This is a genomic window from Salinicola endophyticus, from assembly GCF_003206575.1.
GTDB lineage: Bacteria > Pseudomonadota > Gammaproteobacteria > Pseudomonadales > Halomonadaceae > Salinicola > Salinicola endophyticus.
This window is the reverse complement of record NZ_PZJO01000001.1, coordinates 426,725-439,209: the sequence shown is the minus strand read 5'-3', so window position 1 is coordinate 439,209 and position 12,485 is coordinate 426,725. Positions and strand designations below refer to the sequence as shown.

Annotated in this window: 13 protein-coding genes; 5 read left to right on the top strand and 8 right to left on the bottom strand. The window is 64.5% G+C overall.

Annotated features, from left to right (window positions below; all coding sequences use genetic code 11):
• Positions 1-16: 16 nt before the first annotated feature.
• Positions 17-880, bottom strand: a complete 864-nt coding sequence (locus DOM66_RS01930; protein ID WP_110675662.1) for a sirohydrochlorin chelatase — start codon at positions 878-880, stop codon at positions 17-19.
• Between the two features lie 217 nt (positions 881-1,097).
• On the opposite strand from DOM66_RS01930, the gene DOM66_RS01925 reads away from it, so the two are divergent.
• Positions 1,098-1,394 (top strand): YciI family protein, encoded by a 297-nt coding sequence (locus tag DOM66_RS01925; RefSeq protein ID WP_110689084.1) that lies wholly within the window; start codon positions 1,098-1,100, stop codon positions 1,392-1,394.
• A gap of 5 nt (positions 1,395-1,399) precedes the next feature.
• Entirely contained in the window at positions 1,400-1,747 is a 348-nt protein-coding gene (locus tag DOM66_RS01920) for a hypothetical protein (protein WP_110675658.1), read from the top strand.
• Positions 1,748-1,891: 144 nt separating this feature from the next.
• Here the strand turns inward: DOM66_RS01920 and DOM66_RS01915 are convergent, their stop codons facing one another.
• The 3 genes from DOM66_RS01915 to DOM66_RS01905 form a co-directional block, all read right to left on the bottom strand.
• A complete protein-coding gene (locus tag DOM66_RS01915; RefSeq protein WP_110689083.1) occupies positions 1,892-2,812 on the bottom strand; it encodes a methylenetetrahydrofolate reductase in 921 nt (306 codons plus the stop codon).
• A 521-nt stretch (positions 2,813-3,333) separates the two neighbouring features.
• Positions 3,334-4,131, bottom strand: coding sequence for a M90 family metallopeptidase (locus DOM66_RS01910; RefSeq protein WP_232825217.1), 798 nt, complete (start codon positions 4,129-4,131; stop codon positions 3,334-3,336).
• Between the two features lie 44 nt (positions 4,132-4,175).
• A complete protein-coding gene (locus tag DOM66_RS01905) occupies positions 4,176-5,738 on the bottom strand; it encodes a bifunctional GNAT family N-acetyltransferase/carbon-nitrogen hydrolase family protein (RefSeq protein WP_110675655.1) in 1,563 nt (520 codons plus the stop codon).
• A 258-nt stretch (positions 5,739-5,996) separates the two neighbouring features.
• Here DOM66_RS01905 and DOM66_RS01900 point away from each other — a divergent pair, with 258 nt between their 5' ends.
• The 3 genes from DOM66_RS01900 to DOM66_RS01890 are packed head-to-tail and all read left to right on the top strand — an operon-like array spanning position 5,997 to position 9,180.
• Positions 5,997-7,157, top strand: coding sequence for a porin (locus tag DOM66_RS01900; protein WP_110675653.1), 1,161 nt, complete (start codon positions 5,997-5,999; stop codon positions 7,155-7,157).
• A gap of 10 nt (positions 7,158-7,167) precedes the next feature.
• A complete protein-coding gene (locus tag DOM66_RS01895; protein ID WP_157958844.1) occupies positions 7,168-7,584 on the top strand; it encodes a hypothetical protein in 417 nt (138 codons plus the stop codon).
• 3 nt (positions 7,585-7,587) lie between these two features.
• Entirely contained in the window at positions 7,588-9,180 is a 1,593-nt protein-coding gene (locus DOM66_RS01890) for a diguanylate cyclase domain-containing protein (RefSeq protein WP_110689082.1), read from the top strand.
• Positions 9,181-9,187: 7 nt separating this feature from the next.
• Here DOM66_RS01890 and DOM66_RS01885 read toward each other — a convergent pair whose 3' ends face one another.
• From DOM66_RS01885 to DOM66_RS01870, 4 genes are all read right to left on the bottom strand, one after another.
• On the bottom strand, positions 9,188-9,808 hold the full coding sequence (locus DOM66_RS01885) for a flavin reductase family protein (RefSeq protein ID WP_110689081.1): 621 nt from the start codon (positions 9,806-9,808) through the stop codon (positions 9,188-9,190).
• A 78-nt stretch (positions 9,809-9,886) separates the two neighbouring features.
• Complete coding sequence (locus tag DOM66_RS01880) at positions 9,887-10,600, bottom strand: dienelactone hydrolase family protein (protein WP_110675645.1); 714 nt, start codon at positions 10,598-10,600, stop codon at positions 9,887-9,889.
• Positions 10,601-10,875: 275 nt separating this feature from the next.
• A complete protein-coding gene (locus tag DOM66_RS01875) occupies positions 10,876-11,541 on the bottom strand; it encodes a GntR family transcriptional regulator (protein WP_110675643.1) in 666 nt (221 codons plus the stop codon).
• Positions 11,542-11,571: 30 nt separating this feature from the next.
• On the bottom strand, positions 11,572-12,483 hold the full coding sequence (locus DOM66_RS01870; protein ID WP_110675641.1) for an aminotransferase class IV: 912 nt from the start codon (positions 12,481-12,483) through the stop codon (positions 11,572-11,574).
• Positions 12,484-12,485: the final 2 nt, after the last annotated feature.

Sequence of the window (12,485 nt, the reverse complement as noted above, 5' to 3'; positions counted from 1 at the left end):
CCTGGTCGGGCGTCGCTCACGCCGGCGGCGACGCCGAGGCGAGCGCCATCAGCAGGGGACCACCGGCGAGTGCCTGCTGCAGGCGAGTGGCAAGGATCTCGACGATGGCGTCGTTCTCGCCCACCAACCGCGTTGTTTCCACGCTCAGGCCGGGGGAGCGGGACATCGCCTGGGTGCAGATCTCGGCGATATCGCCTCCCTCGCCGGCGTGGCGGCCCGGAGAGAGAAACAGCATCGCGAGGATCACGTCACCCTCGGCCAGGGCCGGGGAGGCGAGCAGATCCTCCAGCAGTGGCTCGTTGAATCGGTAGGCATCGCCCTCGCGGCGCTCCATCGAGGCAAAGGTCACACACGCGACCTCATCGGCCAGCAGCGCGCTCAGCTGCCCGGTGAGGTAGTTGCGCACCGCCGTGACCTCGGGGATCGGGCTGCCGTGGTCGACCAGCACGACCTGCGGGCGGGGCCGGCCTGTCATGCGTTCGCGCACGTTGTCGGCGAGAAGCTGTGCCAGGCGCAGATCCGGCGCCAGCAGCGTATCGATCAGCGGCGGGGCGACCTTCACCGAAAGCTGGGGGTAGTTGGCCTGCACCTCGGCCAGCCGCTCCGGCAGATAGCGCGTCAGCGCCTGGCTCGGCCCGAAGAAGAAGGGCAGGATCAGCAGCTCGGTCACGCCCGCGGCGGCATGGCGCTCGGCCAGCGGGCCCAGCGAGACGGCCTTGTGCCCGCCGAGCTGCTCGGGTGGAATCTTGAACGAGTGCAGCAGCGAGGTGGCCTCGACCGCCTCGCCACTGGCCTGGCTCAGGGCCTCGGCGAGCCGGCGCAGGTTGAGCGTCGCGGCGGGGCGCAGGGAGCCGTTGTCGACGAGCAGAATCTTTCGCATGAGACCTCTAAGTGGATGCGGGCATTCGGTACGGCAGCGGGCGCCGAAACATAGCCGCAGCAGGGCGAGCTTCATCTGGCTAGCATACCCGAGCGCAGGCGCTTGGCTGAACCTGGCGGATGGGTCACCGGCATCTCGGATGTCGGTTTGTTCACGCCGAGCGCTTGGCGCATGATGCCGACTCTATCCAGTGGCGAAACAACGAGGAGAGCAGGGCATGACACAGTACGCGGTCGTGGCGCACGACTACACCGATGACGGCGCGCTCGACCGCCGCCTGGCCAATCGCGAGGCCCATCTGGCCGGTATTCAGGAACTCGCCAGGCAGGGAAAATTCCTGAGCGGCGGGGCATTCCTGGATGAGAACGGCAAGATGATCGGCTCCAACGCGCATTTTCAGTTCGAAGATCGCGCCGCGCTCGACGCCTGGCTCGAGACCGAGCCCTACCTGACCGGCCGTGTCTGGGAGCACGTCGATATCCGCGAGGTAAAACTGTTCGACCCTGACGCCTGAGCCCGATGACCCAAGATTCCGCACTTCCCCAGTGCATTCGCCACTACCTGGAGGCGGCTCCCCGCGAGGCGCTACCGATCACCTACCAGCAGCTCGCCGAGGCGCTGGGCTTGCAGCCGCCGCGCACCATTCAACGCGTCGCCCAGGCGCTGGAAAGCCTGATGCGTGAAGACGCCGAGCACGGCCGGCCCTTGATCGCCGCGCTGGTCGTCAGCCGCCGCGGAGAAGGGCTGCCCGCCCAGGGCTTCTTCGATCTTGCCGTGGAACTGGGTCGGTTCCCCGTCGATCCGGCGCGACAGGCCGGGGCTTGGCGGGAGGCGTTTGAGCGCGTGATGGCAGCGAGATCGGTGTAGAGGCGATCCCAATTCTATTCGACACGCTGTCCGTCGGGCGGAGGCGGGCTATCCGATACGCGGTATCTTGCCGGCTACCGGTGGGTCGTTGGCTACCGGTGGGTCGTTGCTAGAGAGACGGCGCCGACGGGGCGATGACCCCGGTCATCCTCGAGTTTGCGCGAAACGATTGGCCCACTTCACCGTGAGATCGAACGCACCCAGGGCATAAAAGTGGAAGCCCGCGAGGTTGCTGGCCGGATCGCGCTCTTTGGAGGCAGCCAGTGCCTTGACGATCCGGCCCGGATCCTGACCTCGCCAGCTCAGGCTCAGCAATCCTCTCAATCCGGTCATGTTCCTGCGCAGCACCTTGACCGAGGAACCGACCCCGCAAGCCATGGCGTGCTTGAGCAGGCTGGGGCCACTGGCCAGACCGTGCAGGCCGGCATGAATCGGCAACCGATTGCCTTGCTCCCGAATACGACGCTCCCAGGCAATGAAAGGGTCGGCATCGAAGAAAAACTGGGTGACGATGTAGAGTGGTATACCGGTCTCGACCGAAAAGGCATTCTTGATCGCCAACGCACGGTCGAGCGCTTCCTGCGTCGCCTCGGGGTGACCCTCCGAGTGCCCCGCCACACCGATACGCCGTATGCCGACACGCTCGATGATACCCGACTCCAGCAGCTCGAGCGTGTTGCCGAGCTGGCCGCGAGGCGTGTCGTCGCCGCCGGCCAGCAGCAGGATCTCATCGACGGCGGTCTCTTCCACCAGTTTCGATAGCAAACGCTCGAATGCACGCTTGTCGGCCAGGCTACGTGCGGTCACATGGGGTACCGGTTTGAACCCCATGCCCTGCAATCGCTTGGCGCACGCCAGCATCTCCTCGTGCGTATTCTTCGGGAATTGGGGGATGAAAATGCGGGTTTCCTCGGGGACGGCGCCCCATTCGACCCTGTCTCCAAGTATTGCCTTCGGTGTGGCCTCTATCGAATATCCCTGGAACAGCGGGATGAATGGCACGCAAGGCCCCTTGTTCAGCGGTGTCGTCACCGCGTCTTTGGGCTTGGCGAATGGCGCCGACATCTTGATCCTCCATCCGGCGATTTTTTACGCTATTGCGTTCGAATTTTAACCAAGAAAGATACGTAAAAAATGCTCCAGTATCATTTCATGATGCGCCTTGGTGAGATCAGATCACGACAGGACGTCAGGTCTTTTTCGAGGATTGATCTAAGATGCCTGAAAAGGTGAGAATTTCCGATGATTTGCTGTCATTTTTCCAATAGATAAGTGTTGGATACTGTATGTCCCATCATCTTATGGCCACTTTTTCATCGCACGTCAACGTGCGGTAATTAGCAGGGAAGAACGAGCATGTCGTCTCGTCGAAAAACCCGCATCAAACACCTTTTCGAGAAAAAGCAGCGCGTGATCAAGCGGGAGGATGATAGGGAGCGATCACCTCACTCTGCTCGCTTCTACTGAGGAACCTCCTCGATCGCTACCGAACTTTCCGGCCGATGAAGACGAGGCGCAGGCGCGTGGCACGCCGAGAGGGTGTTTACAGAATGCCTGCGCTCAGCAATACGGCGTTGAAATCGGCCTCAGGCGGATGGCGGGGGGCGTGTGAAGCGCGTCATGGCATCCTGCCCGAAGTAGCGCTTCAGCAGGTCGTAAAGCTCGGGATAGACCTCGAACAACTGATCCGGGGCGGTGAAGAAGAGTTCGCAGCAGACCGCGAAGCACTCGCCGGGGTGGGTGGCGGCGTAGTCGTCGATCGGCGTCTCTGCGCCGCGGGCGAGGTGCGCCTGCAGGTCGTCCCACACCGCGGTGAAGATGCGATGCCACTCCTGGGCGGTGACATCGCTCGCGGCGGCGAGCGGCGGGAAGCCGTCGACGTCGTGGGAGTTGCCCAGGTCGAGCTTGTGGGCGAACTCGTGGATGATCACGTTGTAGCCGGAGTAGTCGCCACTGGCGCCGACCTCGGGGGTGGCGAGCACCACCGGGCCGCGCCAGGAGGTCTCGCCGGCACGCTCATCCTCGTACTCGTGCATCACACCGAAGTCGTCCAGCTCCGTCACGCGGCGGTGGAAGGCATCGGCGACCAGCACGATGTCATGCACGTTGGCGAAGGCCGCGCTGGCGTCGTCGTCGCTCCAGGCCAGCGTCAGCAGGCAGGCCTGGGCGGCGATTGCGAGCTGGGCGGCGAGATCGTACTCGACCCCCTCGGAAGTCGCCCACTGCCAGCGGTGCAGCTGCTGCCAGGCGCGTGCGCCCAGCCGTGCGGCCTCGCTGTCCTCGAGGTCGGCGAGCAGTGGCAGGCCCTGGCGCACCGCCTGCCAGCACGCCTCATCGAACGCGGGGGCGCCACGCCGGGCGGGCCACAGGCCGGGCCACTTCACCCGTGCCCCCTGGGTGCGGTGTCACGCTCGCCCCGAGACATGGCTCAGCTCTCTTCCTGACGTGCCCCGGACTTCCACGACCAGTCACGCAGGCGCAGGTCGTAGAGGTCCAGCCGGCGATCCTTGAGGTTGGTCACCGCACCTTCGGCCCGCACCAGCTTGAGCTTGTTCAGGTCGAGATCCGAGAACATCACCATCTCGGTATTGGGGGTGGTCTCTGAGAGTACCGCGTCATGGGGGAAGGCGAAGTCCGACGGCGAGAACACCGACGACTGGGCGTACTGGATGTCCAGGTTCTCGATTGACGGCACGTTGCCGACGCTGCCGCACACCACCACGTAGCACTCGTTCTCGATCGCCCGGGCCTGGGCGCAGTGGCGTACACGCAGGTAGCTGTTCTTGGTATCGGTCCAGAACGGTACGATCAGCACGTCCATGTCCTGCTCGGCGAGCAGCCGCGGCAGCTCCGGGAACTCCACGTCGTAGCAGATCAGGATGCCCACGCGGCCGGCATCTGTCTCGAACACGCACAGCTCGTCGCCGCCCTCGACCACCCAGTCGCGGCGCTCCTGGGGGGTGATATGGAGTTTGGCCTGGCGGTCGACGCTGCCGTCCCGGTGGCACAGGTAAGAGACGTTGTAGAGCTTGCCGTCGTCACCTTTCTCCACCATCGAACCGGCGACGATGTTGATGTTGTAGGAGACCGCCATGCGCGAGATCTCGCTCTTGAAGCGCTCGGTGAAGCCAGCCAGGAACTGGATCGCCTCGACCTGGTCGGTCTGGTCGGTCAACCCCATCAATGGAGTGTTGAACAGCTCAGGAAAGACCGCGAAGTCGCTCTGATAGTCGGAGATGGCATCGACGTAGAACTCGACCTGCTTGAGCACCGATTCGACCGAGTCGAACTCGCGCATCTGCCACTGCACCGCACCGACCCGGATCTGGGTACGACGGGTGTCGATCACCAGGCTGGCCGGTTCGTAGAGGATGTTGTTCCACTCCAGCAGGGTGGCATAGCCCATCGACTTCTCGTCTTCGGGCAGATACTTCTTCAACAGCCGCTTGACCAGGAAGTCGTTGGCCAGCTGGAACGACAGGATGGGGTCGTAGAACTCCTTGCGTGCCACCCGATCGATGTACTCTGCCGGCGACATCTCCGACGCGTGCTGGTGATAGTTGGGGATGCGGCCGCCGGCCAGGATCGCGCGCAGATTCATCGAGCGGCACAGGTCCTTGCGCGCTTCGTAGAGGCGCCGACCGAGACGATAGCCGCGGTAGGCGGGGTCGATCAGCACGTCGAGGCCGTAGAGGGCGTCGCCATCGGGCTCGTTGAGGATGATCTCGCGGTGGCCGATCAGCTCGTCGTACTTGTGCGGATTGGAGAAACGGTCGTAATCGACCCGCACGGTGAGCGCCACGCCGACGATCTTGTCGTCGTCCTCGATGAGGATCTGGCCGTCGGGGAACTCGTCGATCAGCTTGTCGATGGTGTGCTGGGACCAGGCACCCCCGATGTCGTCGTAGACGGCGTCCATCAGCCGCTTGAGCTGCGGGTAGTCCTCGCAGGCGAGGTTGCGCAGGTTGAGATGCAGTTCTTCCAAAGACATTGAGCGGCTATCTCCATCCGGGCCAAACAGGGATCGGCGCGAGTTGGCGTGAGAAAGGGGCTTATAGAGACAAAGTCTAACACGTCGTGCTCCCCTGCGAGTGGCGCCGCCTGGGCGGGGGAAGCGGCCCGCGCCTGCGCCGTCCGTGGGGATACCGACTTCAGAAAGGCTGTCATCTGCCGACAATAATTCAGACTTTCTAATTTTTCTTCGAGCGGTGGCACGCAGCATGTTCGCGCGTCGCCCCTGAGAACCGATATGCAGCGATGGCGACAGATAGGGTTGGGGCTCGCGTTGATGTTGGCGAGCCTGGCAGCTCAGGCATTCCACCCGAGCGACGACGATCGCCTCACGCTGAGTGGTTTCGGCACCCTGGGGCTGGTCCACAGTGACAACTCCGAGGCCGAGTTCCTGCGCGATATCAGCCAGCCCAGGGGCGCCGGGGAGGGGTGGAGCGCACGCGTGGACACCCTGCTGGGGGGGCAGCTCGGGTGGCGTGTCGATCCGCGCTGGGATCTGGTGGTGCAGGGGATCAGCCGCTACCACGACACCGGCGACTTCCGCCCCGAGCTGAGCTTGGCGTTCGTGCGCTATCGCCCTGACCCCGCGCTGCAGCTGCGTGCCGGGCGTCTGGGCTGGGACGTGTTCCAGCTCTCCGACTCGCGCTACGTGGGGTATGCCTATCCCTGGGTGCGGCCACCGGTGGATCAGTTCGGCATTCTGCAACTGACCTATATCGACGGTGCCGATGTGACCTTCAAGCAGCCGCTGGGCAGTGATCTGGTAAGGCTCAAGCTCTATGCCGGGCGCTCCGACAGCCGGATCTACGTGCGCGACGATCTGATCGCGGACTTCGACGCCGACGCGGTCTACGGCGGGCACCTCGACTATGAACACGGCCCGTGGCGCCTGCGCACCAGCTATACCGAAGTGCACTCGGACGTGGACTACTCGGGGCCACTCATAGATGAGATCGACAGTCTGCAGCTACCGGGGCTGGATGGGGAACGGCAGATCGAGAGCGTACTCGGTTTCTCTCGGTTACGGCTGTTCTCGCTGGGGGCGCTATATGACAGTGGCCCGCTGCAGGTGCAGGCGATGGTCAACCGTACCCGCACCGAGCGCCAACGCGGCCGGATCGACTCGGCGCTGCTCTCGGCCGGCTACCGTCTGGGGCAGGTGACGCCCTACGTTGCTGTCTCCCGCATCATGACCTCATCCACCCACCCCGACGACACCGATATCGATCAGCGCACCTGGACGCTCGGCACGCGCTTCGACGTCGCCAGCGACATCGCGCTGAAAGCGCAGTTCGACCGCATCGACACGCGCAGGCCCGGCTTTTTATGGCATACCGACAGCGACTGGGAAGGCGGCTGGAGCTCCGTTTTCAGTCTCGGTCTGGACTTCATCTTCTAGAGGCCTGGACATGATCCGAGTGCGTTGTTGTCTTCTGGTGGCGCTGCTATCGCTGGTGATGCCGGCGATGGCCGATATCGCCATCGTGGTCAATACCGGCAGCGGCGTCAGCCATCTCACCCGCAGCGATGCGGTCAATATCTTCATGGGCCGCTATCGCAAGCTGCCCAGCGGCAATCCGGCGCTGCCACTCGATGTGGCCCCGTTCAAGGCGCGTTTCTATCGAGCGCTGGTGAACAAGAATCTGGCCGAGATCAACTCCTACTGGGCGCGGCTGGTGTTCTCGGGCGAGAATTCGCCGCCACAGCAGGTGGCGACGGTTGACGAGATGCGCCAGATCGTGACGAGCAACCCCGGCGCTGTCGGCTATCTCGATAGCCGCGAGGTGAGCCCCGATCTGCACGTCGTGCTGATACTGAGCGAATAAGCGATGTCGCGACTGCTGATGCTATTACACACCCGCCTGGCGCTGCGTACCACCGCGATCATCCTGCTGATCGTGGGGCTGCTGGGTATCGCCTTCCTGCTCCTGGCGGTGCACTTTCGCGCCCAGAGCGTGCATCAGGAGCAGCAGGCCCGGCTCGAGGGGCTGCTGAACACGGTCGAGCGCACGGCGCAGATCGCCTGTTTCCTGGACGACGAGCAGTTGGCGCGGGAGCTCGCCGATGGCCTGCTGAGCAACGACATCGTGCATGCGGTGCGCGTCCAGTCCCTCGATGGCAAGCTGTCGATCGACAGGGGGGGGGCGCTCGATAGTGCTCGCGATGCCCTGTTCACACGCGAGATCGCCTCGCCATTCGAGCCCAGGACGACGGTCTGCCGACTGACCATCGACCCCGATCAGCGTTACATCGATGCCCTGGTCGGCCAGGCGTCGCGTTTCGTCGGCGGCGCGCTGCTGCTGCAGCTGCTGGGCATCGGCTTGTGCGTGGTGGTGGTGGTGGTGCGCTACGTGACCCGGCCGATCACCGGGCTGTCGCAGCGGCTGCGAGCGCTCGAAGCGGAGACCGGGCAGAAACTGCAGGCGCCGCGGGGCAACCGCGACGACGAGATCGGCCAGTTGGTGAACAGCGTCAACGCCATGATCGACAATCTGGTCCAGAGCCTCGATGCCGAGCGCTGCCTGCGCCTCGAGCGTGAAGTCGAGGAGCGCCGCTACCGGGCGATCTTCGACAATGTCGAGACAGGCATCTTCGAGGTCGATGACGACGGCGCGATCCGGGTCGCCAACCCCGCTTTCCGGCGTCTGTTCAAACTGCCTGCCAAGCGTGACCTGAACCTTCATCCGATCGATTTCGCCACCCTGGTCGATCCTGAGGGCACCTTTGGCGCCAGCCCGGCCACGGTGGTGGCCGGCGGTCGCGGGCGGCAGTGGGAGGTAGCGCTCGGCGACGAGGAGCCGCGGCGCTGGGTCAGTCTGGTACTCAACCCGCTGGAGGCGGGACGTCTGCAGGGGGTAGCGCACGACGTCACCGCGCGCAAGCGGGCCGCCGACGCGGCCGAGCAGCTGGCGGTGACCGATCCGCTCACCGGGCTCGGCAATCGGCGCGGCTTCGACCGTCGCCTGGCGGTGATGGGGCGCCACCATCGGCTCTATCCGGATCGTTGTCATGCGCTCGTGCTGCTCGACTTCGATCACTTCAAGCAGATCAACGACGCCCACGGCCACCACGCTGGGGACCGGGTACTGCGCCTCGTCGGCGGCGAGCTGGCGGCGCTGCTGCGCCAGCGCGACTACCTGGCGCGGCTGGGTGGTGACGAGTTCGTGCTGCTGCTGGAAGGGTGCGGACGGCGGGATGAGGTGGAGGCGCTGCTCGGGCGCTTCGTCGCGCGTCTGCAGACCCCGATCGCGCTCGAATCGGGGGTAGAGGTCACCATCGGGGTCAGCATCGGGGTAGCGCTGCTCGGGGTGGATACCGAGGAGCCGCAGCAGGCGCTGCTGCTCGCCGACCGCGCGATGTACGCGGCCAAGCGCGCCGGGCGCAATACCTGGCGCTTCCACGCGCCCGGCGGCAACGGCTGAGCTGTGCTCAGCCCGGCCGCTGCATCTGGAAACGCTGCGCCTCGGCGGCCTCGAAGTAGTCCGCCGGGCCGCCGCCGCGCAGGATCGGGCGCGCGGCGGCGGTCTGATAGATGCCATCGACCAGCAGGGTCGGGTCGATGTGCACGCCGACCACCTCACCCAGCACCAGCCAGTTGTCGATCTCTTCGCCGGCGGCGGAGCGCAACCGTAGCGTCTGGCTCAGGCGGCACTCGAACACCACCTGCGCTTCGCCCACATGGGGCACCGCCACGACCTTTGACGCGCTCGGGGTGAGCCCGGCCAGGTTGAACTCATCGACCTCGGGGGCCACCGACGCTGCGCTCTGGTTCATCGCCTCGGCCAGCGGTCGGGTCGCCAGCTGCCAGCAGAACTCGCCGGTGCGTTCGATGTTGCGCACGCTGTCCTTGTAGCCCGAACTGGAGAAACCGATGATCGGTGGGGTATCGGCGAAGGCGTTGAAGAAGCTGTAGGGCGCCAGGTTCAGCTGTCCTGTCTCGTCCTGTGAGGAGATCCAGCCGATCGGGCGCGGGCCGATGATCGCCTTGAACGGGTTGTGCGGTAGGCCGTGCCCCTGCTGGGGCTGGTAGAAGTGGGCATTGCTGGGCATAGCAAGAGTTCCTGAGGGATCACGATGACGAGAGGGGGGAGCCGCCACTGGCGCCATGCCAGTCGCGGCGGTGATGCTTCAGGCTTTGCGGCCGGCGAGGAAGATGAGCGTGCGCCCATGAGCCAAAGCCGCCGCCTGTTGGTGGTAGCTTGCCCGTGACCAGCAGTTGAAGCCGTGCTCGGCGCCGTCATAGAGATGCACCTCGACCTCTGGGTTGGCGGCGAACGCCTCACGGGTCTGCTCGACGTGCGCGAGCGGGATATGGTCGTCTTCGGCGCCGAAGTGGAACTGGGCCGGTACCGTCAGCGCCTCGGCGCGGTCGAGATACTCGGTGATGCCGCCGGCGTAGTAGCACACCGCGGCGTCGACGCCCGCGTCCAGTGCACACAGGTAGGAGAGGACACCGCCCATGCAGTAGCCCACCGAGGCGATCGGTCCGTCGCACACCGGGCTTGCGCGCAGAGCCCGGGTGGCGGCGCGCAGGTCGCTGATCACGGTGGGGTAGTCCAGCGCCTGCTTATGCGCCACGGCGGCCTTCCAGTCGTCGCCGTCATAACCCAGCTCGACCCCGGGCGCTTCGCGCCAGAACACATCGGGGGCGATGACGCTGTAGCCATCCATGGCGTACTGCTCGGCGACGCCGCGAATATGGCCATTGACGCCGAAGATCTCCTGGATCAGCAGAATGCCGGGGCCCTTGCCCTTGTGGGGCAGCGCCTGATAAGCCTTGAACGTCTTGCCGTCCTCGGCGGTGATCTCGATCCATTCGGTCTTGATGTGGGTCTGGGACATGTCTGGTTTCCTGTGGGGATAAATGACCTTGGCCAGCCAGGGACGTCTGGCTGGCCGGTGTCGATGTAGCGGAGCCCGGCGGCGAACCGGGGAAACCAGGAAAAATTATAGCAGGCTATCTAGCATCGGCCCGGTCGCGCGCAGCGAGAAAGAGGGCGGCTAGCAGAGAGGGTGGCTAGCAAAGAGGGTGGGTAGAAAGAGAGCTGCGAGAAAGAGGGCAGCGAGAAAGCGTCGCCGGCATCGATGGGGACCCGACGGCAGCCATGCCGGCGCGTTCAGCCCAGAGTCTGAATGACCTGCTCGAAGCCCTGTTTCATGTGTCGCGCGATGTAGGCGAGCGTTGCCTCCAGCGAGTCGCCCTTGGCGTGTTCCAGGTAGCTGTCGTGGGACTGGCGGGCAGGTCCTGCACGCTTGTGCGCGCGCTGGTGCAGCACGAAGTAGCACTGCAGATGAGGTTTGATACGCGACCAGGCATCGAGCAGCAGCGGATTGCCGCTGAGTTCGTAGCACCACTGGTGTAGCGCGAGTTCGCGATCGATCGCCAGCGCACCATCGCCGGCATCGATGGCCTCGAGCAGGCGTGCATGGCGCTGATCGAGGTCGTCGAAGCTGGCCGCGGTGCGCTTGTGCCAGAGGCCCTTGAATGCCATCTGCTCGAGGCCGGTGCGGTACTCATAGAGCTGGTGCAGCCCGTCCGGCGTCAGTTCGAGCACCCGCACGCCCTTGTAGGGTTCGCTGATCAACAGGCCGATATTCATCAGGTGGCGTATCGCCTCGCGCAGTGGCGCACGGCTGACGCCGAGCTGCTGTGCGAGCGCATTCTCTGTCAGCCGTGTGCCGGGGGCGATGGTGCCATTGGCGATCAGCGTTTGCAGTCGCTGGGCGGTCTGTTCCCAGAGCGTCTGGCGAGCCGGAATCTGCGCGATATCGGTCGAGAACATGCGTATCCAAAAGTGGCGTGATGGGTGACGTCAGCCGCGGAGGTAGTCGTCGTAGAGCGCTGCCAGGCGCTGCATCAGGCTGGCGTCGCGACGGTTTACGATAGCATGTCCGTCGATGCGATAGACCGGTGTCAGGCCGCCCAGAGTACCGGTGACGAAAGCCTCGTCGGCGGTGTAGGTCTGGGCCAGGGTGAAGTCCAGCTCGCGGACCACGATACCCGCCTCCCGCGCCAGGCGCATGACCGTCTTGTGGGTGATGCCATTGAAGTTGTAGCGTCCGGTCGAGGTCCACAGTTCGCCATCGCGAACGATGAAGAAGTTGGTCGAGTTGCAGCTGGCGACGAAGCCATGGGGGTCGAGCATCAGCGCCTCGTTGGCGCCGGCATTGATCGCCTGGATCAGCGCCTGGATGAAGTTGAGCCGACTGTGGGAGTTGAGGCGGAGATCGAAGACGTCTGGGCTGCTGCAACGGAAAGTCGAGGTGAACAGCGTCAGGCCCTGCGCCTTGGCCGTCTTGTCGACTACCTTGTGCTCGGCGACGATGACGATGGTGGCCTTGCCGCGCAGAAAACGCGGATCCTGATTGGGCGTGCTCTTGAGTCCGCGACTGACCATCAGTCGAATATGCACGCCATCGTGCATGTCGTTTCTGTCCAGCGTTTCCCGAATCAGGCCGACCAGCGCTTCGCGGGTGACACCGATATCCAGAGAGATCGAAGCGGCGCCTTGATAGAGCCGCTCCATATGCTCGTCGAGTGCGATCAGTCGGCCTTCGACCAGTCGTATGCCTTCCCAAACGCCGTCACCGAGGACGAAGCCACTGTCGAAGATCGATACTGTCGCCTGGTGCTTGGGTTTGAATTCGCCGTCGACGTAGACGATCACGTCTTCGTTGCGGGTATCGGCCACGTAGGACTGCGAGCTACCGGTGGTATTGGTCATGC